The sequence below is a fragment of the Streptomyces hokutonensis genome, assembly GCF_000376565.1.
GTDB classification, from domain to species: domain Bacteria; phylum Actinomycetota; class Actinomycetes; order Streptomycetales; family Streptomycetaceae; genus Streptomyces; species Streptomyces hokutonensis.
Window position 1 is genome coordinate 41,675 of sequence record NZ_BARG01000045.1, and the last position, 22,832, is coordinate 64,506.

General features: G+C 69.1%; 16 protein-coding genes. 3 read left to right on the forward strand and 13 right to left on the reverse strand.

What is annotated here, in order from left to right; translation table 11 throughout:
- The first annotated feature begins 1 nt into the window (after nt 1).
- Entirely contained in the window at nt 2-529 is a 528-nt protein-coding gene (locus SSP08S_RS27580) for an NUDIX hydrolase family protein (protein ID WP_019070873.1), read from the forward strand.
- Between the two features lie 19 nt (nt 530-548).
- On the opposite strand, the gene SSP08S_RS56090 is transcribed toward SSP08S_RS27580, so the two are convergent.
- Entirely contained in the window at nt 549-881 is a 333-nt protein-coding gene (locus SSP08S_RS56090; protein WP_043259746.1) for a DUF2218 domain-containing protein, read from the reverse strand.
- Between the two features lie 141 nt (nt 882-1,022).
- On the reverse strand, nt 1,023-2,798 hold the full coding sequence (locus tag SSP08S_RS27590; protein WP_019070875.1) for a tannase/feruloyl esterase family alpha/beta hydrolase: 1,776 nt from the start codon (nt 2,796-2,798) through the stop codon (nt 1,023-1,025).
- A 264-nt stretch (nt 2,799-3,062) separates the two neighbouring features.
- Here SSP08S_RS27590 and SSP08S_RS27595 point away from each other — a divergent pair, with 264 nt between their 5' ends.
- A complete protein-coding gene (locus SSP08S_RS27595) occupies nt 3,063-4,523 on the forward strand; it encodes an MFS transporter (RefSeq protein WP_019070876.1) in 1,461 nt (486 codons plus the stop codon).
- 64 nt (nt 4,524-4,587) lie between these two features.
- Here the strand turns inward: SSP08S_RS27595 and SSP08S_RS27600 are convergent, their stop codons facing one another.
- The 9 genes from SSP08S_RS27600 to SSP08S_RS27640 form a co-directional block, all read right to left on the reverse strand.
- Nucleotides 4,588-5,199 carry a sarcosine oxidase subunit gamma gene (locus SSP08S_RS27600; RefSeq protein ID WP_026178874.1) on the reverse strand — a complete coding sequence of 204 codons (612 nt, stop codon included), beginning with the start codon at nt 5,197-5,199 and terminating at the stop codon, nt 4,588-4,590.
- On the reverse strand, nt 5,192-8,419 hold the full coding sequence (locus SSP08S_RS27605) for a sarcosine oxidase subunit alpha family protein (RefSeq protein ID WP_019070878.1): 3,228 nt from the start codon (nt 8,417-8,419) through the stop codon (nt 5,192-5,194). The genes SSP08S_RS27600 and SSP08S_RS27605 overlap by 8 nt, the downstream gene beginning before the upstream one ends.
- Nucleotides 8,420-8,431: 12 nt before the next feature.
- Complete coding sequence (locus SSP08S_RS27610; RefSeq protein ID WP_019070879.1) at nt 8,432-9,664, reverse strand: sarcosine oxidase subunit beta family protein; 1,233 nt, start codon at nt 9,662-9,664, stop codon at nt 8,432-8,434.
- Complete coding sequence (gene glyA / locus SSP08S_RS27615; RefSeq protein ID WP_019070880.1) at nt 9,661-10,944, reverse strand: serine hydroxymethyltransferase; 1,284 nt, start codon at nt 10,942-10,944, stop codon at nt 9,661-9,663. Before glyA ends, SSP08S_RS27610 begins: the two co-directional genes overlap by 4 nt.
- A 21-nt stretch (nt 10,945-10,965) precedes the next feature.
- Nucleotides 10,966-13,404: a GcvT family protein gene (locus SSP08S_RS27620; RefSeq protein WP_043259743.1), complete on the reverse strand. Its 2,439-nt coding sequence runs from the start codon at nt 13,402-13,404 to the stop codon at nt 10,966-10,968.
- A 216-nt stretch (nt 13,405-13,620) separates the two neighbouring features.
- Nucleotides 13,621-14,592, reverse strand: coding sequence for an ABC transporter substrate-binding protein (locus SSP08S_RS27625; RefSeq protein WP_019070882.1), 972 nt, complete (start codon nt 14,590-14,592; stop codon nt 13,621-13,623).
- A 14-nt stretch (nt 14,593-14,606) separates the two neighbouring features.
- A complete protein-coding gene (locus SSP08S_RS27630) occupies nt 14,607-16,613 on the reverse strand; it encodes an ABC transporter permease (RefSeq protein ID WP_019070883.1) in 2,007 nt (668 codons plus the stop codon).
- Nucleotides 16,613-17,701, reverse strand: a complete 1,089-nt coding sequence (locus SSP08S_RS27635; protein ID WP_019070884.1) for a quaternary amine ABC transporter ATP-binding protein — start codon at nt 17,699-17,701, stop codon at nt 16,613-16,615. The genes SSP08S_RS27630 and SSP08S_RS27635 overlap by 1 nt, the downstream gene beginning before the upstream one ends.
- Before the next feature lie 20 nt (nt 17,702-17,721).
- Nucleotides 17,722-19,191: an aldehyde dehydrogenase family protein gene (locus SSP08S_RS27640; protein ID WP_019070885.1), complete on the reverse strand. Its 1,470-nt coding sequence runs from the start codon at nt 19,189-19,191 to the stop codon at nt 17,722-17,724.
- 220 nt (nt 19,192-19,411) lie between these two features.
- Between SSP08S_RS27640 and purU the strand changes: the two genes are divergently transcribed.
- Complete coding sequence (gene purU / locus SSP08S_RS27645; RefSeq protein WP_019070886.1) at nt 19,412-20,284, forward strand: formyltetrahydrofolate deformylase; 873 nt, start codon at nt 19,412-19,414, stop codon at nt 20,282-20,284.
- A gap of 28 nt (nt 20,285-20,312) precedes the next feature.
- On the opposite strand, the gene SSP08S_RS27650 is transcribed toward purU, so the two are convergent.
- Together SSP08S_RS27650 and betA are read right to left on the reverse strand one after the other, a co-directional pair.
- Nucleotides 20,313-21,149 (reverse strand): methylenetetrahydrofolate reductase, encoded by an 837-nt coding sequence (locus SSP08S_RS27650; protein WP_019070887.1) that lies wholly within the window; start codon nt 21,147-21,149, stop codon nt 20,313-20,315.
- 6 nt (nt 21,150-21,155) lie between these two features.
- Complete coding sequence (betA, locus tag SSP08S_RS27655; RefSeq protein ID WP_019070888.1) at nt 21,156-22,823, reverse strand: choline dehydrogenase; 1,668 nt, start codon at nt 22,821-22,823, stop codon at nt 21,156-21,158.
- Between the last annotated feature and the right edge of the window lie 9 nt (nt 22,824-22,832).

Sequence of the window (22,832 nt, forward strand, 5' to 3'; positions counted from 1 at the left end):
CATGACCGATACCACGCCCGGTTGGCTGTCCGCCGACGACCTCGAACAGGCACGCGCCCGCATGCCGATCCTGTACGTCGAGGCGGTGCCCGTCCGCGTCGACGACAGCGGCGAGGTGACCAGCATCGGCCTGCTGCTGCGCATCGGCCCCGACGGCACGGTGAACCGCACCCTCGTCTCCGGCCGCGTCCTGCACCACGAGCGGGTCCGTGACGCCCTGCTGCGCCACCTGGAGAAGGACCTCGGCCCGGTCGCGCTTCCCCGCATCCCGACCTCGCTGCAGCCGTTCACGGTCGCCGAGTACTTCCCCACGCACGGCGTCACCCCGTACCACGACCCCCGGCAGCACGCGGTGTCCCTCGCCTACGTCGTGCCGGTCACCGGTGACTGCCGGCCCCGGCAGGACGCTCTCGACCTGGTGTGGTTCAGCCCGGAGGAGGCCGCCTCGGAGGCGCTGCGCAGCGAGATGCCGGGCGGGCACGGAGTGCTGCTCAAGCAGGCGCTGGCGCACGTGGGCTGCGTGTCCTGACCTGGACCGTCACCGCGGCTCAGGCAGTGTCGCCCGGGCTGCGCTGACTGCTGCCGGGCTCGCCGTTGTCCCGCCGCCACTCGACGACCAGCTCGTCCTTGGTGCCGAAGCGGACCAGATGCCGGCCCACCACGTCTTCCAGCCGATCGAGGAACTCGGGCTCCGCCTCCACCGCGAGCAGCAACGCCCCCTCGGTGGCGGTCAGCGATCCTGTGCCGTCCTGGAAGACGAGACGCCCCTCCCCGGCCTCCTCGTCCCAACTGGTCTCGCTGCGCCGGCCCAGGTGGGAGGCGAGCTGCTTGGCGTAGCGCTGCGGTCGGTCGGTGACGACGCGGGCTTCGGATCGTGACATGACGGCTCCAGGGTGACGGGGGTGCACGACGGGGGTGCGCAACGACTCGATGGTGCCGGAGAGTTGCGCCGACCGCACGGACACGACACCCGGCACGATCCGCAACGTATGGATGCCGTGCCCGTCGGCTTCCCCTCTACGTCAGTTCTTGCCCTTGCTGACGATCCACTTGCGGCCGACCCAGTTGCCGACCGTCTCGTAGCCGGAGCGGAAGGAGCCGAGCCAGTTGAGCTCGAGGCCGGCCTCGGCGGTGGACTTGACCGGGGTGTAGCTGCTCGCGTCGGTGTCCGGACCGCCCGTGGTGTTCTTGGCGTAGTACGGGAAGGGGTAGACCGGGCGGGAGGCGGTGGTGTTGCCGCTGCTGTCGACCGACTTGGTGGTCAGGCTCGCCGGGGCGTCGCCCTTGGTGACCCAGTCGGTGATCGCGGTCAGCGCGTCGAAGGTGTCGGGGCCCTGGCCGCCGCCGCAGTGCGCGACACCGGGGAGCAGGAACAGCCGGGCGAAGGACTCGGTGGCCGCCTCACCGCCGACGACCTTCTCAACCGCCTTGTAGTAGGCCATCGTTCCCACGGCCGGGATGTGCTGGTCGCTGAGACCGTGCCAGAGGATCAGCTTGCCGCCGGCCTTCTTGAACGCGATGAGGTCGGGGTCGGTGGCGTCGTACATGCCCTCGTTGGGCCGCATCACCTTGTCGTAGTAGGCGGCCGTGAACTTGATGTCCTTGTAGGTCAGGGCCGGTTGGGGGCTGTCGAAGACCTGGTAGCGCAGAGTCTCCCGGACGAAGCTGATGTCGCCGCTCGCGCCGGTCGCGGTGGCCGGGGTGATGATGCCGGCCCAGTTCAGCTCGGAGCCGCGCAACTGGTAGCCCGGGTAGAGGAGTCGGCCGTGCTCGTCGGTGGGTCCGGCGTAGATGCGGCGCAGGGTGGTGACCTGGTCGGCGGTCAGGCAGTACGCGTCGGACGTCGAGGTCCGGCCCGCCTCGCACTGGATGGTGCCGGGGTCCCAGGTGCAGCTGAGCGGGTCGGCGATGATGCCGTCGGCAGGGGCGCCGCAGCCCTTGAGGACGGCCTTGTGGAGGTCGGCCAGGTCGGCGTTGGTGATCGTCGCCGGACCGCCGTTCAGGTACACGGACTGGGCGGTCCAGGCGTGCGAGAAGGTGTTCAGCGCGGTGAAGTTGTTGGCCGGGGCGCCGGCGATGATGCCCTCGAAGTCGGTCGGGTAGCGCTGGGCCTCGGTGAGGGCCTGGTGGCCGCCCTGGGAGCAGCCGTCGAAGTAGGAGTGGGTGGCCGACCGGCCGTAGTACTGCTTGATGATCGCCCTGGCCGCCTGGACCAGTTCGTGGTCGGACTTGTAGCCGAAGTCTGCGCTCAGGGTGGGGTCGGTGGAGAAGAGGCCGCCGCCCTGGTAGTGGCCCTCGTCGCTGGAGGCGACGGCGAAGGCGCCGGTGGTCAGCGGGACGCAGCCGGCCGAGGCCGGGGCGCTGGTCACGTTGGTGCTGCCGCAGAGGCCGCCGCAGCCGAGCTGGAGGTAGTTGGCCTGCCAGCCGGTCTCGGGGAGCTTGATCTCGAAGTGGATCTGCGGGGCGATGACGCCCTTGACGTCACAAGCCGCCCAGTTGCCAAGGGTGTTGGCGCTCGCGGCGAGTTCGGTGGCCGAGCTGATCTCGAAGGGCACCCCGGGGACGGCGGCGGCCAGGTCGAGTTGGGCGACGCCGGAGCAGGACATGGCCGGAGCGATGCCCGAGGTCGCGGTGTTCGCCGAAACGGCTCTCGCCGAGGCCGAGTCGGCGGCCTGCGCACCGCCGGTGGCGCTGTCGGCCAGTACCAGGCTCGCCCCGATCACCAGGGCGACGGCTGCCGCGAGGGTGGCCAGGAAGGTGGCCGAGTTCCACCGACACCTTCTGAACAGCTTGGGCATGCTGAGTACTCCGTTCGCTCGCCGGACCGGGGTCGTGCAGGCACGGCGAGGAACGTAGCTCTCCGGTAATCCGCAGGCAATAGCGTCGACTCTATTGTTGACGATTTCGTCGAAGACTTGGCCCGATACCGCTGACCAGGCCCGGAGCCGACGCCCGCCGCAACATCAGTTTTCTTTCTGCGCAACTTATTGATTGTACCGACCGTTAGGTCTAATTTATCGGCTCTCTGGACCTTCGCTCCGCTCACTTACGGAAGGCCGCCGATGTCCTCCCAGACCCAGATCAGTCCCCCGCAGGACGACGAGACGCCACCCTCCACCGCACGCAATGCCCTCGTGGTCATCGCGCTCGTGTGGACCGTTCAACTCGTCGCGCTCATGGCCGCGTTGTCCGGCATCGCACAGGCCGACATCGCGATCCACTTCAGAACCACGGAGATCGCGTGGTTCACCCTGATGACCCTGTTGACCGGAACGTTCTTCCTGCCGTTCGTGGTCAAGGCAGCGGCCATCTTCGGCAAGAAGCGCGTCCTACTCGTCGCCATCGGGCTCGGCCTGGTCGGTGACCTGCTCTCCGCAGTCGCCACCGACTACCGCACCCTGCTGATCGGCCGCGGCATCGCGGGCATCTACACCGCCAGCGCGCCGCTCGCCTACGCCATCACCCGCGATGTGTTCCCCCGCAAGTGGGTCGGCGTCGCCAGCGGCATCCTGGCCGGCGGTGTCGGTCTCGTCGCCTTCGGTGGACCGTTCCTGTCCGGCTGGCTGCTGGACGACTACGGCTTCCGCGGCGTCCTGTGGTTCATGGCCATCAGCACCGCCGTGAGCTTCCTGCTGGTGGGCGCCTTCGTGCCGGAGAGCCCGGTCCGCGCGGCGGCCGGCCGGATGGACTGGGTCGGCGGAATCCTCCTCGGCGGCGGGGTCACGGCGATCGTCTACGCCGTCGGCCAGGGCTCGCACTGGGGCTGGGGCAGCGGCAAGTTCATCGGCTACGTCATCGGAGCCGCCGTCGCGCTGGTCGTCTTCGTCTTCGTGGAGCGCCGGGTCGCCGAACCCCTGTTCCCCCTCTCCATGACCCGGCGTCGCCCCGTGTGGACCGTTCTGCTGGCCACGTCCATCGCGGCCGGCTCGCTCAGCGCCGTCGGCGTGGTGATCCAGCTCCTGATCCTGATGCCCGACATCCCCACCGTCTCGGCGGGCCTCGGCTGGTCGGGAACCCACAACGCCATCGTGACCAGCCCCATCAGCGCCATGATCATCATCGGGGCAGTGGCCACCGGTTTCCTCGCCCGCCGGCTGGACGCACGCATCCTCCTGGGCACCGGCGCCTCACTCGCGGTCCTCGGCTACGGCATCGGCACCCATCTGCACCACAGTGCCCCGCAGATCATCGAGATGGGCGTGATCGCGGGGCTGGGTACGGGCATCACCATGGCGATCGTGCCCATCATGATCATCGAGGTGGTCACTCCCGAGGAACAGGCGCTGGCCAACGGCGTCCAGAACCTCGGCCAGGGCGTCGCCCAGATCGTCGTCTCCCAGCTGGCCTTCGTCGTGATGGCCCAGCACGGGGCGGTCCTCAAGGGCACCCAGTTCTATCTCGACGCCGGGTTCACCAACGGGCTCTGGCTGGTGGTCGGTTGCGTCGCCGTGGGGGCGGTGCTCGTCGCCCTGATCCCCAGGAGCAAGCGCCTCGACGAGGTGGAGGTCGGCCAGGCGGTCTGAAGTCGGCACGCTGCGAAGGCCGTTCTCCCGGCGACGGGCGAACGGCCTTCGGCATACGGTCTGTTCAGTCGCCCCGCATGTACTCGGCCGCCGCGTCCAGCAGCCAGTCCGTCAGATACCCGGCGAAGGACGAACGCACCAACACCCAGAATCCGGCCCCGGGTTCGTCCCGGGCGACCAGCACGACCTGGGTGCGGGCCACGGTGGTCTGAGCGCAGCGCCCGGCGCCGAAGGCACGCGGGTGCAGGTCCAGGGGGCAGCCGTGGGCGAGCAGGTCGCGGGCCCGTGCGCCCGAGACGAGAAGAGTGGTCCGCTGGGCGGACACATCGGTGACGGCCACATGCTCGTCACCGCTCGCCGCCCGGATCCGGTCCTCCACGTCCCGCTGCGTGTCCGGCGGCCCCACCACCAGCCACTCGTCGGGCCCGAGCCACAGCGCCCTCAACTCCCCCGCCCGCACCACCGTGTTGGGCTCCAGAGGCAGGGACAGACCAAGAGCGAGTCCTACGGCGTCCGCCGCCGCGCCCTTCGCGTCGAGCCGGACGTTCACCTGGGCCAGGAAGGGCAGCTCGGCCAGCCGGACCGCGCCGCCGGAGGAGCGGGTCGCGGCGGCCAGCCCGCCCGCGGCACCCGCGAGGGGGCTGCGGCGCGGCACGGAAAGGGCGGTGTCAGCCATCGCGGCGGGCTCCTTCGGGGTCATAGAGGACGGGGCTCGCGACGGTGACCGGGATCAACTGGTCGCCCACCGGGGCGTAGAGGCGTTCGCCGATGCGGTCGCGGCCGCCCTTGATCAGGGCGAGGGCGAAGGTGCGGCCGAGGGCGGCGCTGCGGTAGCTGGAGGTGACGTGGCCGAGCATCGGGACGGGCGGGGCCGGGAGCACGCTGTCGGCGATCAGCTGGGTGCCCTCGGGGAGGAAGGCGGCGGGGTCGTCCGGGAGCAGGCCGACCAGGTGCTTGCGGTCGGGGCGGACGGCGTCGGCGCGGGCGTAGGAGCGCTTGCCGATGAAGTCGGGCTTCTTCTTCGACACCGCCCAACTCATGCCGAGATCCTGGGGAGTTACGGTGCCGTCGGTGTCCTGGCCGATGATCGGGTAGCCCTTCTCGGCGCGCAGGACGTGCATGGTCTCGGTGCCGTACGGGGTGATGCCGAAGGGGGCACCGGCCTCGTACAGCGCCTCCCACAGGGCGAGGGCCTCCCACGGTGACACGTTGATCTCGTAGGCGAGTTCGCCGGAGAAGCTGATCCGGCACACCCTTGCCTCGATGCCCGCGACGGTCGTGTCCCGCCAGGCCATGAACGGGAAGTCGTCGTTCCCTACGGCCAGTTGGGGCGCGAGCGAGCCGAGGACCTCGCGCGAGCGAGGGCCGACCAGGGCGACGGTGGCCCACTGTTCGGTCACCGAGGCGCAGTGGACGCGGAGTTCGGGCCACTCGGTCTGGTGCCACTCCTCCATCCAGTCGAGTACGGCGGCCGCGTTGCCCGTGGTCGTGGTGACCAGGTAGCGGTCCGGGGCGAGGCGGATGGCCGTACCGTCGTCGAAGACCATGCCGTCCGGGCGGCACATGACGCCGTAGCGGATCATGCCGACCTTCAGGTTGCTCATCATGTTGGTGTAGAGCCGGTCGAGGAAGACGGGCGCGTCCGGACCCTGTACGTCGATCTTGCCGAGGGTGGACCCGTCCATGAACGCGACGCCCTCACGGGCCGCCGCGCACTCGCGCAACACGGCGGTCTCCATGTCCTCGCCGTCCTGCGGGTAGTACCAAGGACGCTTCCACTGGCCGACGTTCTCGAACAGGGCGCCCTGCATGACGTGCCAGTCGTGCAGCGCGGTTGTACGGATCGGGTCGTGCAGCGCGCCCCGGTCACGACCGGCGAGGGTGGCGAAGGAGACGGGGGTGTAGGGCGGGCGGAATGTTGTGGTGCCGAGGTCAGAGATGTCGACGCCGAGGAGTTCGGCGACCACCCCGCTCGCCAGGACGCCTGAGGTCTTGCCCTGGTCGTTGGCGGTGCCTGCTGTTGTGTAGCGCTTGGTGTGTTCGACCGAGTTGAGGCCGGCGGTGGTGGCTCTGGTCAAGTCGCTTACGGTGACGTCGCGTTGGAGGTCCACGAAGCGGGGGGCGTCGGTGGTGGAAGGGACGAGGAAGACCTGCATGGCGGGGGTGGGGGCGGGTTCGGTGGGCAGCTGGGGCAGGTTCGGTGCCTCGGCGGTGTAGCCCTCGGCCTCGATCGCGCGGGTGCCTGCGGCCGCGCCCTGCGCGAGGGCCTCGGCCAGATCGAGGGCGCCGTTCGCGCTGCCCGCGACCTCGACCGCCTGGCGGCAGCTGTCGGGGACGAAGGAGCCGAGGGTGTCGTCGTAGCGGAGTTTGCCGCCGGCCTGGCTGAAGAGGTGGGCTACCGGGTTCCAACCGCCGGAGACCAGGAGGAGGTCGGTCGCGAAGTGCCGTGTCGTGCCTGTGGTTTCGGCGTACGGGGCGACCGTGACGGCGGTGAGTCGCGGGGTGCCCTCGGTGGCGACGACTGCGTGTCCGGTCAGTACCTCGATGCCGGCTTCTCGGGCTCGGCGTGCCCACTCCGTCGGCTCGTTCCCGGACGGGCGGGTGTCCACGATCGCCGCGATGTGGATTCCGGCCCTCGCGAGGTCCAACGCGGCTGCGTACGCACTGTCGTTGGTGGTGAAGACGACGGCCTGGCGGCCGGGCAGGACGCCGTGGCGGTTGACGTAGGCGCGGGCCGAGGCGGCGAGCATCACTCCGGGGCGGTCGTTGTCCGCGAAGGCGAGTGAGCGTTCGTGGGCGCCCGTTGCGAGGACGACCCGGCGGGCTCGGATGCGCCAGACGCGTTCCCTGGAGACGTGGGTGGGGGCTGCCGCGCCGAGGTGGTTCGTGCGGCGTTCTACGGCGAGGAGGTGGTTGTCGTCGTAGTGGCCGAAGACGGTGGTGCGGGGCAGGACCCGTACGTCGGGGGTGGTGGTGAGCTCCTCGCTCAACTCCGTTACCCAGTCTTGGAGTTGGGCTGTGTCGAGGAGACTGCCGCCGAGTTCGGGGCGGTCGTCGGCGAGGATGACTCGGGCTCCGGTGCGGGCTGCCGCGGCGGCGGCTGCGAGGCCTGCCGGGCCTGCGCCGACCACGAGCAGGTCGCAGTGGGCGTGGACCGCGTCGTAGCGGGCCGGGTCCGGGTCCGTGGCGAGGCGGCCCTGGCCGGGGAGGCTGGTCGCTACGAGGCCGTCGTAGAGCTCGATCGTGGTCGCGGGGAGCATCGGCTCGGGGAACGGGGCCTCTATCTGGATGACCGCGTTGGGTTCTTCGACTCCGGCGGTGAAGATGCCTCGGGGGCGGCCGAGTTTGATGCTGGTGCCGGTCTGGATGATGCCGTTGGCGAGGAGGGCGGAGGCGAGGGTGTCGCCCTTGTAGCCCGTGTATTCGGTGCCGTCGAAGGTGAAGGTGAGGGGGGTGTCTCGGTGGATTCGGCCGTGAGTGGGGTGGCGGTAGGGGTGAGATTCGCCCCCGCCGCCCCTACCCGTCCCGTTCCCAGGGGGCTCTGCCCCCTGGACCCCCGTCGGCCCCGAAAGGGCCTCGTCCTCAAACGCCGGACGGGCTGACTTTGCCTGACGTGGTTCGTATGTGGCCGGGCGTTGCTCGCCCGACCTGTACACCGTCAGGATCTCGTTCGTCGACGTGTCTCGTACCGCGTTGAACCAGCGGCGGCAGCCTGCCGCGTGGCTCCAGCGTTCCGCGAAGGGGCCCTTGGGGTTGGCGCGGAAGAAGAGGTAGCGGGCCCACTCCTCGTCGGTCAGGTCGGCCTGGTTCTCCGGGTAGGCCACGTGGGCCTGGCCTCCGTAGTGGAACTCGGCTTCGTCGCGGGGCCCGCACCAGGGGCAGGGGATCAGCAGCATGGTTCGGGCTCCCTAGTGGGCCACCGCGGCGGCGCCGTGCTCGTCGACGAGCGCGCCGGTGGTGAAACGGTCGAGCGAGAAGGGGGCGTTGAGGTGGTGGGGCGTGTCGTGGGCGATGGTGTGTGCGTAGACCCAGCCGACGCCCGGGGTGGCCTTGAAGCCTCCGGTTCCCCAACCGCAGTTCAGGTAGAGGTTGTCGATCGGGGTGAGGCCCACTATGGGTGAGGCGTCGGGGGTGACGTCCACGATGCCGCCCCACGTGCGCAGGACGTGCGCACGGGCGAAGACCGGGAACAACTCCAGCGCCGCCGCCATTTGCTCCTCGATGATGTGGAACGCGCCTCGCTGCGTATAGGAGTTGTACGAGTCGATGCCCGCGCCCATCACCAACTCGCCCTTGTGTGCCTGGCTTACGTACACGTGGACCGCGTTGGACATGACGACCGTGGGGTGGACCGGCTCCAGGAGTTCCGACACCAGTGCTTGCAACGGGTGGCTCTGGAGCGGGAGTTGGATGCCTGCCATGGCCGCCAGGACGGATGTGTGGCCGGCCGAGCAGAGGGCCACCTTGCCCGCCGCCATCGGGCCGAGTGTCGTCTGTACGCCGACCACCCTGCCGTCGACGATGTCCAGGCCCGTGACCTCGCAGTTCTGGATGATGTCGATGCCGGCGGCGTCCGCCGAGCGGGCCAGGCCCCACGCCACGTGGTCGTGCTTGGCTATGCCCGCGCGTGGTTGATAGGTGGCGCCCATCACCGGATAGCGCACGTCCGGTGAGATGTTGACGATCGGGCAGACCTCTTTGACCTGCCGTTCGTCGAGCCACTCGGCGTCCACGCCGTTCAGGCGGTTCGCCTCCACGCGGCGCACGCTGTCCCGGACGTCCTGGAGGCTGTGGGCGAGGTTGAGCACTCCTCGCTGGGAGAAGAGGATCGGGTAGTCCAACTCCTCCTCCAGCCCCTCCCACAGCTTCAGCGCGTGCTCGTAGATGCCCGCGCTCTCGTCCCAGAGGTAGTTGGAGCGGATGATCGTGGTGTTGCGGGCCATGTTGCCGCCCGCGAGCCAGCCCTTCTCCAGCACCGCGACGTTCGTGATGCCGTGGTTCTTCGCCAAGTAGTGGGCGGTGGCCAGGCCGTGGCCTCCGCCGCCGACCACGATCACGTCGTACGAGCGTTTCGGCTCGGGTGTGCGCCAGAGCCAGTCGGGGTGTTCGGGGAGGTCGGCGCCCGGGGTGCGCGGGGTCATCGGGGGTCGTCCTCCTCGGACAGGTGCGGGTAGAGCGGGTGCTTCGCGGCGAGGGCCTCCGTGCGGGTGCGCAACTCGCCTGTGTCCGGGGCCGGTTGGAGGGCGAGCGCGATCACGTCCGAGACCTCCGCGAAGTCCTCCTCCGTGAAGCCTCGCGTGGCGAGTGCCGGGGTGCCTATGCGCAAGCCGGACGTGACCATGGGCGGGCGCGGGTCGAAGGGGACGGCGTTGCGGTTGACGGTGATGCCGATCTCGTGGAGGAGGTCCTCCGCCTGCCTGCCGTCCAGCTCGGAGTCGCGCAGGTCGACCAGGACCAGGTGGACGTCCGTGCCACCCGTGAGGACCTTCACCCCGGTGTCCGCCACGTCCGGCCGTGTGAGGCGTTCGGCGAGGATGCGGGAGCCGGCGAGCGTGCGGGCCTGGCGTTCGGCGAACTCGGGTGAGGCCGCGACCTTGAACGAGACCGCCTTCGCGGCGATGACGTGCTCCAGCGGGCCGCCCTGCATGCCGGGGAACACCGCCGAGTTGATCTTCTTGGCGAGGTCGGCCTCGTTGGTGAGGATGACTCCGCCGCGCGGGCCGCCGAGGGTCTTGTGCGTTGTCGTCGTGGTCACGTGGGCGTGCGGGACCGGGTTCGGGTGCAGGCCCGCGGCCACCAGGCCCGCGAAGTGCGCCATGTCGACCATCAGCAGGGCGCCCACCTCGTCGGCGATCCGCCGGAAGGCCGCGAAGTCCAACTGGCGTGGATACGCCGACCAGCCCGCGATGATCATCTTGGGGCCGTGTTCCTTGGCGAGGCGCTCCACCTCGTCCATGTCGACCAGGTTGTCGGTCTCGGAGACGTGGTACGGCACCACGTTCAGCATCTTGCCGCTGTAGTTGAGGCGCATGCCGTGGGTGAGGTGGCCGCCGTGCGCGAGGTCGAGGCCGAGGATCGTGTCGCCGGGCTTCAACAGGGCGAAGAAGACCGCCGTGTTGGCCTGGGCGCCCGAGTGCGGCTGGACGTTCGCGTAGCCCGCACCGAAGAGGGACTTGATCCGCTCGATCGCCAACCGCTCGGTGACGTCGACGTGTTCGCAGCCGCCGTAGTAGCGGCGGCCGGGATAGCCCTCCGCGTACTTGTTGGTGAGAACCGAGCCCTGCGCCTCCAGTACGGCGGAGGGGGCGAAGTTCTCGGAGGCGATCATCTCCAACGTGGACTGCTGGCGGTGGAGTTCGGCACGGAGCGCGGCGTGGACCTCGGGGTCCAGTTCGGCGAGGGGGGTGTTCAGCGCGTTCATTCGGCGTTGGTGTCCTTCCGGCTAACCGCGGAGGCGGGACATCGTCGGGTCGAACAGTGGCTCCGCCGCTACGACTGCCTCGACGCGCTCGTCGAAGTAGCCGATGTGCAACTGGGTGCCGGGGGTTGCGAGTTCGGTAGGCAGCCAGGCGTAGGCGATGCCCTTGCCGATCGTGTAGCCGTAGGCGGCGCTGGTGACGTAACCGACGGCGCGTTCGCCGTCGTAGACCGGCTCCTTGCCCATGACGACCGAGCCGGGGTCGTCGATGGTGAGGCAGGTCAACTGCCGTTGTACGTCTGCCTTTCGGCGTTCCAGGGCTGCCTTGCCGATGAAGTCGCCCTTGTCGAGCTTGACGGCGAAGCCGACGCCGGCCTCGTAGGGGTCGTGCTCGTAGGTCATGTCGGTGCCGAAGGAGCGGTACCCCTTCTCCAGGCGGAGGCTGTTGAAGGCGCCGCGGCCCGCGATGACACCGCCGAGGGGCTGCGCGGCCTGCCACAGGGTGTCCCAGAGTTTCTGGCCCTGGTCGGCGGTGGTGTAGAGCTCCCAGCCGAGTTCGCCGACGTAGGAGAGGCGCATGGCGGTGACCGGGACCGTTCCAATGTAGGCCCGCTTGGCGCGGAAGTACTTGAGGCCCTCGTTCGTGAAGTCCTCGTCCGTCAGAGGCTGGAGGACCTTGCGCGCCAGGGGGCCCCACAGGCCGATGCAGCAGGTGCCGGGGGTGATGTCGCGGACCTGGACCGTTCCGTCGGAGGGGAGGTGACGGGTGAACCAGTCGAGGTCGAGGTTGCCGTTGGCGCCGACCTGGAACTGGTCGCGGGCGAGGCGGGCGACGGTGATGTCGCTGCGGATGCCGCCGTCCTCGTCCAGGAGGAGGGTGTACGTCACCGAGCCGACCGACTTGGCTACCTTGCCGGTGACCAGGCCCTCCAGGAAGTCGGCGGCGCCTGGACCGGTCACTTCGAGTCGCTTGAGGGCCGTCATGTCGTACATCGCGACGGTCTCGCGGGTGGCCTGGGCCTCGGCGCCGACGATCGGGGACCAGTACTGGGCCGCCCAGTCGTTGGGGGTCGGGATCGAACGGCCTTCCACCAGGCCCGAGTTGGCCTCGTACCACTGGGGGCGCTCCCAGCCGTTCGCCTCCAGGAAGACCGCGCCGTGTTCCTGCTGGCGGGTGTGGAAGGGGCTGGTGCGGATCGGGCGGGGCCTACCGGAGGGCTGGAGGGGGTGGAGGATGTCGTAGACCTCGACGAAGTTCTGGCAGTCGCGGGCCAGGACGTATTCCGGGGCGAGTTGGTGCTGCTCGAAGCGGTTGACGTCGCACTCGTGGAGGTCGAAGGACGAGCAGTAACCGTCGACCAGCCACTCCGCCATCGCCCGGCCGACGCCCGCCGAGTGCGTCACCCAGACCGCCTCGGCGACCCAGAAGCCCTTGACCTCCGGGGACTCGCCGAGGAGCGGGAAGTTGTCGGTGGTGAAGGAGAAGAGGCCGTTGATGCCCTCCTCGACCTTCGCGTCCTTCGTCGCGGGGAGCAGGGACTGGGTCTCGGTCCAGGCGGGTGCGAAGTCGTCCTCGGTGAACTTCAGGACCGACGGCATGTCGGCCGCCTCGTCGACCGAGAGAATCTCGTCGGCCGAGATCGGCATCGGGCGGTGGCCGTAGTAGCCGATGCCGATGGCGTCGAAGCGGTCGCGGTAGTAGAGGTCGGCGTCCTGGTGGCGCAGGATCGGGCGGACCGCTTCCTCGGTCTGGCCGGCGAGGGCCGGTACTGGACCGGTCCAGGCGAGCTGGTGGCCGAGCGGGGTCAGCGGGAGGTTCATGCCGACCATGCGGGCGATCTTCGGGCCCCAGATGCCGGCGCAGCACACCACGATGTCGGCGGGGAGCTCGCCCTGGTCGGTGAGGACGCCGGTGACGCGGCCGTCGGCCCGCTGGACGTCCAGGACCTCGTGGCGGGCCAGGAAGGTCACGCCCCGGTCCGTGGCGCGGCGTATCTGCGCCTCGACGGCGAGGACGGCCTTCGCGAGGCCGTCGGTGGGGACCAGGAGGCCGCCGAGGACCTTGTCGGGGTTGAGGAGCGGGTGCTGTGCGAGGCACTCCTCGGGGGTGAGCAGGCGGGCCTCGATGCCCCAGGCGGTGATCCAGCCGTGGCGGCGGTGGAGTTCGGCGACGCGCTCGGGGGTCGTGGCGACTTCGAGGCCGCCGACCTGGAGGAAGCAGGGCTTGCCGTCGACGTCGAGGGAGCAGAACTTCTCGACCGTGTAGCGGGCCAACTCGGTCATGGTCTTTGAGGAGTTGGTCTGGAAGACCAGCCCGGGAGCGTGCGAAGAGGAGCCCCCGGTGGCGGGCAGCGGGCCCTGGTCGACCACGGTCACTTCGGTCCAGCCTCGCGCGGAGATCTCGTCCGCGAGCGCCGCCCCCACGACACCCGCTCCGATGATGACCACTCGGGGTCCCGCCATCGCCGCACCTCCGGCTAGAAAGCAATCCGGTTGCTGTCTGCGCAACATGCTTCAGGTTGCGCAACTCAATGTGCCCGGCGCGAGGAGCGGGTGTCAAGGGGTCCGGGACGCCGGGCGGCGCCCCTGATCACCGGCCGGAACACGGCGATGCCCGGTGGGCGGTACGCACCTGCGCGCACCGCCCACCGGGCATGGTCAACCGGCTTTCCGCTACGGCTACTTGAGCCAGGCGTCCACCTTGGCCTGGTTGGCGTCGACCCACTTCTTCGCCGCCGCGTCGTCGGACAGCTTGTCCTGCGCTATGTACTTGGCGACGGTGTTCTGGTCCTCGTTCGTCCAGTTGAAGTTCTTCACCAGGTTGTAGGCGGGGCTGCCCGACTTGGCGAACTTCGCGCTGACGATCTTGTCGAGGTTGTAGACCGGGTAGTCGCAGGCGATCTTCGACGCGACGGCGTCACAGCCCGTCGTGTACGCGGGCAGCGACACCTTCTTGAGCGCGACCTCCGAGAGGAACCACTGCGGCTCGTAGAAGTAGCCGATGACCCACTGCTTGTTCTTCTCGGCGGTGCGGAAGGCCTGGATGAGCGCGGTCTCGCTGCCCGCGTACACCACCTTGAAGTCCAGCTTCAGGTTCTTCACCAGCGCCGCGTCGTTGGTGACGTACGACGGGTCCCCGTCGAGGAGTTGGCCCTTGCCGCCCGACTCGGAGGTCTTGAACTTGGACGCGTACTTGTTGAGGTTCTTGTAGTTCAGGATGTCCGGGTGGGCCTTGGCGAGCCACGGCGGCACGTACCAGCCGATGATGCCTTTGTTGCCGGTCTGGCCGGCCTCGACGGCGGTCTTCTGCTCGGTGATGTACTTCTTCTTGAGGTCGTCGTGGCCCCAGTTCTCCAGGACCGCGTCGACCTCGCCGGTCCCGAAGCCCTGCCAGGCGATCTCCTCTTTCAGGTCCTTCTTGTTGACCGTACAGCCGAGTTTCTGCTGCGCGACGTACGCGACGACCGCCGCGTCCGCCTCGTAGCCCACCCACGGGTTGACCGCGAGGTTGAAGGTCCCGCACTTGGCCGAGCTGCCCGAGCTGTTGTCCGAGCCGGAGGACGTGTCGCCGACCTTCGCCCCGCCGCAGGCGGTGAGGGAGAGGCCGAGAACGGCCAGGCCGGCCGCGCCGGTTCGCCAGTGTCTTGCCATGGTGTCGTGCTCCTTTAAGCGCTGGTTCGGCGCGCGGCCGCCTGAGTGATCCGGTCGAACATGACTCCGAGCAGGACGATGGCCAGCCCCGCCGCCAACCCCTTGCCGTACAGCTCGCTCTGGGAGAATCCGGCTACGACGTCGTAGCCGAGGGCGCCGGCTCCCACCAGGCCGCCCACAACAACCATCGACAGCACATAGATCAGGCCCTGGTTGGTCGCGAGGGTCAGGGCGCTGCGTGCCATCGGCAGCTGGACCTTGGTGATGATCTGCCAGGTGTTGCACCCGGCCGCGGTGGCCGCCTCGACGGTGGTCTCGGGCACGGCCCGCACCCCGTCGGCGGTGATCTTGATGGCCACCGGTACGGCGTAGACGACGGCGGCGACGATCGCGGTGAAGCGGGTCGCGCCGAACAGCGCCAGGAACGGTACAAGATAGACGAACGGCGGCATGACCTGCGCCGCGTCCAGCGTGGGCCGCAGCAGCCGGTCCACCATCGTGCTGCGCCCCATCCACACCCCGAAGGCGATGCCGAACAGCATCACGATCACGGTCGCCACGACGGTGGAGGCCAGCGTGGTCATGGCGTCCGACCACACGCCGGTTCCGACGAGCAGGCCCACGCACACGGCGGTTGTGACCCCGGAGCGCCAGCCTCCGACGACCACGCCGATGCCGATCAGGGCCGCGCCGACGAGCCACCACGGGGAGTCGGTGAGCAGCGACTGGAACGGGTTGAGCAGACCGTTGGTGATCGCGTCCCGGAAGGCGTTGGTGACGCCGGAGAGGTTGTCCTGCGCCCAAGTGGTCACGCTGTCCGCCGCGTTGGCGATATGGCTGCCGGTGGTTCCCTCGCCGGGGTACTGCGCCGCCCACAGGTAGGTGTGCGACAGGTAGATCAGTACTACGACGACCACGGCGCCCGAACCGAGCAGCGGGCGGCGCCACTTGAGGAAGCGGCCGGACGAATTGCGGGCCTGTTCCGCCCTGGTGCTGGACGCGGTGGTGACCCGGTCCAGGACGATGGCCATGATGACGATCGCGAGGCCCGCGTTGAAGGCCGTACCGACGTCGAGGGACTGGAGGGCCTGCATGACGGTCTTGCCGAGGCCGGGCGCGTCGATCAGGGCCGCGATGGTGACCATGGCGAGGGCGGCCATGATGGTCTGGTTGACGCCCATCACCACGGTCCGCTTGGCCATCGGGAGCAGCACCTTGAGCAGCGACTGCCAGCGGGTCGAGCCCATGGAGTCGGCAGCCTCGACGGTCGTCTCGGGCACGTTGCGGATGCCGTGCGCGGTGATGCGGATCGCGGGCGGGGCCGCGTAGATCACCGTGGCGATCACGGCGGAGGCCGGGCCGATGAGGAAGATCAGGGTGAGGGGGGCCAGGTAGACGAAGGTCGGCATCGTCTGCATGAAGTCGAGGAAGGGCGTGATGATCCGGTTGAAGCGGTCGGAGAGCCCCGCCCAGACCCCCAGCGGGATCGCGAACACCAGCGCCACGAGCACGGCGGAGAGGGTGAGCGCCAGGGTGTCCATGCTCTCCTGCCACAGGCCCTGGAGCCCGAAGAAGGCGAAGCCGGCCATGGCGAGGAGCGCGACCCGCCAGTTGCCCACGGCCCAGGACACGAAGCCGGCGATGCCGACGACCCCGAGCCAGCCGATCTGCGGTACCGGCCGGTCGCCGCTCGGCTGCGAGATCAGGTCCTGGACGAAGGTCACCAGGTTGTCGATGACCAGACGGATCTCGTTGAAGAAGTAGAGGAACAGCGGGTTGGAGTTGCGGTTCGCGCCGACCGAGTCGTTGAGGTCGTTGAACCACCGGTGCAGTCCGGTGAGATCGGCCGCCGCGAGCGTCAGCGTCTGCTTCCCGCGCAGCACGGCGAACAGCACCAGCCACACGACGAGGATCGCACCGACCATCATGGGCCGGGTGACCTTGCGTCGCGGGCCCTTCAACTCCGGTACGGCGTCCTCGACTTGCTGTGCGGGCTCCGGTTTCTCCACGGCGACGGTCATCACGCGTCGCCTTCCCGCCCGGCGACGACCGCGAGGATCTCCTCGTCGCCGACGATGCCGAGCAGCTTGCCGTTCTCGACGACCTTGACCGGCTTGTCGGCCGCGAGAACGGCACGGGTGGCCTCGCGTACGACGACGTCCGGGCCCAACTCCGGGCCGTCCAGGGGGTCTTCGTCCACGACCGGGCGCATGATCCAGCGCAGGGTGAGGACGTCACCGCGCGGCACGTCCTTGACGAACTCGCGCACGTAGTCGTCGGCGGGAGCACCGACCAGCTCATCACCCGTACCGCACTGCACCATCTTGCCGTCGCGCATGATGAGGATGCGGTCGCCCAACTTCAGGGCCTCGGACAGGTCGTGGGTGATGAAGACCATGGTCTTGCCGACCTCGTGGTGCAGCCGGATGACCTCGTTCTGCATGTCGCGTCGGATCAGCGGGTCGAGCGCCGAGAACGGTTCGTCGAAGAGGAGGACGTCCGGGTCACCGGCCAACGCCCGGGCCAGACCGACGCGTTGCTGCATACCGCCGGAGAGCTGGTCGGGGTAGGAGTTCTCGTAACCCGAGAGCCCCACCAACTCGACGACTTCCAGGGCCCGTTTGGTGCGCTCGGCCTTGCTCATGCCGCGGATCTCCAGGCCGAACGACACGTTGTCGACGACCCGGCGGTGCGGCAGCAGCCCGAAGTGCTGGAAGACCATGGAGAACTTACGGCGCCGCAGCTCGCGCAGCCGCTTGGCGTCCGCGTCCCGGATGTCCTCGCCCTCGAAGACGATCTCGCCCGCGGTGGGTTCGATCAGCCGGGTCAGACATCGCACCAGGGTGGACTTCCCGGAGCCGGAAAGGCCCATGACGACGAAGACCTCGCCGGGCGAGACCTCGAAGTTCACATCGCGTACGGCGGCGGTGCAGCCGGTGCGGTCCATCAGCTCACGGCGGGTGAGCCCGCACAGTTCCTCTGAGTCGGGTACCTGGTCCGCCTTCGGCCCGAACACCTTCCACAGCTTGCGCACGGATATGACCGGGGTGGGGCCCGAGTCCTGGGGCGTGCCGCGCCGCTGCGGCACCTCGGTCTGTGCTGGGGTCACGATCGACCTCTTTTCGGCGTTCAGCCGCGGAACCAGTGCTGCGGCCGGGGTTGGATGTTCTGCCAGATGTGCTTGGGCTCTCGGTACTCGTTCAGGCCGGTCGGTCCCAACTCCCGTCCCACGCCCGAGTGTCCGAAGCCACCCCATTCCGCCTGCGGCACGTAGGGGTGGTAGTCGTTGATCCACACCGTGCCGTGCCGCAGCCGCCGGGCGACCCGCTGGGCCTTGCCCGCGTCCTGGGTCCAGACGGCGCCGGCGAGTCCGTACTCGGTGTCGTTGGCGATGCGTACGGCGTCGTCCTCGTCGGTGAAGCGCTCGACGGTCAGGACCGGTCCAAAGGACTCCTCGTGCACCACCCGCATGTCCTGCGTACAGCCGTCGAGGACGGTCGGCGGGTAGAAGTGCCCGTCGGCGAGGGCGAGTTCGGTCGGCCGCTCGCCACCGCACCGCAGCACGGCACCCTCGGCGATTCCGGCCGCGACATACGCCTCGACCTTCTCGCGGTGCTGTGCGGAGATCAGCGCGCCGGTCTCGGCCTCGGGGTCGAAGGGGCCGCCGAGCCTGATCTGCCGTGCGCGGCGCACCACTTCGTCCACGAAGCGGTCGTGCAGCGAGTCCTCGACGATCAACCGGGCGCCGGCCGAGCAGACTTGGCCGGAGTGCAGGAAGACGGCCGTGAGCGCGAAGTCCACAGCCGTCTCGAAGTCGGCGTCGGCGAAGACGACGTTGGGGTTCTTGCCGCCCAGCTCCAGCGCGACCTTCTTCACGGTCGCGGCGGCGGTGGCCATGATGCGTTTGCCGGTCTCCAGGCCGCCGGTGAAGGAGACCATGTCGACGGCGGGGTCCTCGGAGAGCGGTGCGCCCACCTCGGGCCCGGTCCCGAGGACGAGGTTCGCGGCCCCGGCCGGCAGCCCGGCCTCCTCCAGCGCCTTCATCAGCAGGATGGAGGTGGAGGGGGTGAGCTCACTGGGCTTGAGGACGATCGTGTTGCCCGCGAGGAGCGCCGGGGCGACCTTCCAACTGGCCTGCAGCAGCGGATAGTTCCAGGGCGTGATGAGCCCGCACACCCCAACAGGCTCGTAGACGACCCGACTTACGGCGTCGTCGCGTCCGGTGTCGATGACCCGTCCGGCGTCGGTGCCGCCGATCCCGCCGTAGTAGCGGAAGCAGGACACGACGTCGGCGATGTCGTACTCGCTCTCCACCAGCCGCTTGCCGGTGTCCAGCGATTCGGCGCGGGCGAACTCCTTGGCGTCGCGCTCGAGGATGTCGGCGGTGCGCAGCAGGAGGGCGGCGCGCTCACGCTCGGAAGTGCGCGGCCAGGGTCCCTCGTCGAAGGCGCGGCGGGCGGCGGCGATCGCGGCCTCGGTGTCGGGACGTGATCCCTCGGACACGGTCGCGCTAAGCGTGCCGTCGGCGGGACAGCGGATCTCGCGGTGACCGCCGGCCACCGCGTCGCGCCATTCTCCGTCCACATACAGGTCTGCCACGTGTGGAGCCCTTCGAGCGAATTCCGTTGCGCATTGTGCACCGTATTGCTTGTGGTGGAACACCCTGGCGAATGTGCAGACATACGTCAAGGGGTTGGCAGATGACGATTTCGCCATGCCTCCCATTGCCCGGCCACCTCTTGACCGCGAGCCGCGCCCGGCCCAACCATGTTGCGTATCGCTCACCATGTTGCGCAACACGCACCGACGGAGGCCGTTCATGTCCCCTCGACCGCACCCTGGCCGCGAATTCGTCCTCACCCTCTCGTGCCCGGACACCACCGGACTGGTCCACGCCGTGAGCGGCTTCCTCGTCCGGAACTCCGGCAACATCCTGGAGAGCCGGCAATTCGATGATCGGCTCAAGGGCCGCTTCTTCATGAGGGTCCACTTCGACGTTTCCGATCCAAACGCCGACCTGAAAACACTGCGTTACCGATTCGGTCCGGTCGCCGAGGCGTATCGCATCTCCTGGACCCTCCGGGACGCCTCGACGCCGACCAGGACCCTGATCATGGTGTCCAAATTCGGCCACTGCCTGAACGACCTGCTCTTCCGCAAGCGCACCGGCGCCCTCAACATCGAGATCCCGGCGATCGTCTCCAACCACCGGGACTTCGAGGGCCTCGCGGATACGTACGGCATTCCCTTCCACCACATCCCGGTCACGAGGGACACGAAGGCCGAGGCCGAGGCACGCCTCCTGGAGCTGGTGCGCGAGCTGGACATCGACCTGGTGGTGCTGGCCCGCTACATGCAGGTCCTCTCCGACGACCTGTGCAAGGAGCTGGAGGGCCGCGCCATCAACATCCACCACTCCTTCCTCCCCAGTTTCAAGGGCGCCCGCCCCTACCAGCAGGCGTACGACCGCGGGGTTAAGCTCGTGGGCGCCACCGCGCACTACGTCACGCCGGAGCTGGACGAGGGCCAGATCATCGACCAGGACGTGGTCCGCGTCGACCACTCCCTCGACGCGGAGGAACTGGTGACGGTGGGGCGGGACGTGGAGGCGCAGGTGCTGGCGCACGCGGTGAAGTGGCACAGCGAGAGCAGGGTGATGGTGGACGGGAACCGCACGGTGGTGTTCCGCTGACCGACGGTCGTATACGGGCGCAGACCGGCTAGCCGCCCAGCCGGTCCAGCGCCGCGCGACGCCAACGCTCGGTCTCCGCGAGCTGGTTGAAGGTGAAGACGTGCAGGCCGGCGACCCCCGCCGGCGGCGCCGTGAGGGCCTCCGCACTCCGCTCCAGCAACCGGTCCGGCGAATACCCACCGGGCGTCGCGAACCGCAGGAACCAGGACGCGTGCTTCGTGAGGAAGCGGGTCGACTCCCCCACGCCGATCTTCGTCGCCATGGCCAGCAGCTTCGCGCGCTGCACCGGCCCCGCGACGCCCACGTACAGCGGCAGGGTGACGTCACGGCGGCGGATGCGGCCGACCCACTCCCCCAGCACGCGCGCGTCGAAGCACAGGTTGCTCACGATGTACGTGGCGTGCGCGCGCTTGTCCCACATGGCCTGGATGGTGAGGTCGTCGTGGATGAGGGGGTGACTCTCGGGATAGCCGGTGATGCCGACGCGGGCGAACGGGCTGCCCAGTTCGCCGACCCTGCGCAGCACCGGCAGCGCCCCGTCGTAGACCCCGGCCGGCGGATCGGCGTCGCCGGCCGGGACGAACACGTCGTCGACACCGGCCTGTCGGAGCCGGTCGACGACGTCCTTGAGGTGCGCGTCGTCCCGCAGCAGCCGCGCGGGCACGTGCGGGACCACGCGGTAACCGTGTGCCGCGAGCCGTCCGACGAGGTCGAGGGTCGGCTCCAGGCCCTTGACCGGCGACGCCGTCACGGTGACGACGACATCGCGCGGTACATGGGCGAGGACCTTCTCCTCGGTCGCCTTCGCGGGCAGCACCTCGTAACGGACGCTCGACAGCAGCGCCTTGAGACCTTCGCCGGCCAACCCGGCCTACCCGGCCTGCTTCTGGGCGTCGCGGTGGCGGTAGTACACGGCCTTGGAGGGAGCCAGCGGCTCCTTGCCCAGGATCAGGTCGGCCGCCTTCTCGGCGATCATCATGACGGGCGCGTAGATGTTGCCGTTGGTCACGTACGGCATGACCGACGCGTCGACGACCCGCAGCCCCTCGACTCCGTGCACCCGCATGCTGGTCGGGTCCACGACCGACATCTCGTCGGTGCCCATCTTGCAGGTGCAGGAGGGGTGCAGCGCGGTCTCGCCCTCCTTGGCGACCCAGGCGAGGATCTCCTCGTCGGTCTCGACGGACGGGCCGGGCGAGATCTCGCCGTCGTTGTACGGGGCCAGCGCGGGCTGGTTGAGGAGCTTGCGGGCGACCCGGATCGACTCGACCCACTCGCGCCGGTCCTGTTCCGTGGAGAGGTAGTTGAAACGCAGCGCCGGGTGCTCCAGCGGGTCCTTGCTCTTGATCTTCACCGAGCCGATGGCGTCGGAGTACATGGGCCCGACGTGCACCTGGTACCCGTGGCCGCCGGCCGGCGAGGAGCCGTCGTAGCGGACCGCGATGGGCAGGAAGTGGAACATCAGGTTGGGGTAGTCGACGTCCTCGTTGCTGCGGGCGAAGCCGCCGGCCTCGAAGTGGTTCGTGGCGGCGGGGCCCTTGCGGAAGAGCCACTGCAGGCCGATGAAGGGGGCGCGCCACTTCGCCATGTACGGCTGCATGGAGACGGGTTGCTTGCAGGCGTACTGGATGTACACCTCCAGGTGGTCCTGCATGTTCTCGCCGACGCCCGGCAGGTCGTGGACGACGTCGATGCCGAGGGCGCTCAGCTCCTCCGCGTTGCCGACCCCCGAAAGCTGAAGCAGCTGCGGGGAGTTGATCGCGCCGCCGCAGAGGATGACCTCGCGGGCGCGCACCTGGTGGATCTTGCCGCGATGCTTGTACTCGACGCCGACGGCCTTCTTGCCCTCGAAGAGGACGCGGTTGACCATCGCGCGGGTGGTGACGGTGAGGTTGGGCCGCTTGCGTACGGGCTTCAAGTACGCCTTGGAGGCGGAGAGTCGGCGCCCCCGGCTGACGTTGCGGTCGAAGGGCGCGAAGCCCTCCTGCTGGTAGCCGTTGACGTCGTCGGTGCGCGGATAGCCCGCTTCCTGAACGGCGTTGAGGAAGGCGCCGAACAACGGGTTGCTGGCGGGCCCGCGTTCGAGGACGAGCGGGCCGTCGTGGCCGCGGAACTCGTCGTCGGGCTCGGCCGCGAGGCAGTTCTCCATGCGCTTGAAGTACGGCAGACAGTGCGCGTAGTCCCAGCTCTCCATGCCGGCGTCGGCGGCCCAGCGCTCGTAGTCCATGGGGTTGCCGCGCTGGAAGATCATGCCGTTGATGCTGCTCGAGCCGCCCAGCACCTTGCCGCGCGCGTGGTAGACGCGCCGGTCGCCCATGTGCGGCTCGGGTTCCGACTCGTACTTCCAGTCGTAGAACCGGCTGCCGATCGGGTAGGTCAGCGCGGCGGGCATGTGGATGAAGACGTCCCACGGGTAGTCGGGCCGGCCGGCCTCCAGGACGAGCACCTTGTTGCCCGGGTCCGCGGAGAGCCGGTTCGCCAGTGCGCTGCCGGCGGATCCACCGCCGACGATGACGAAGTCGTATTGCAGGGGAGCCATGATCTCTCG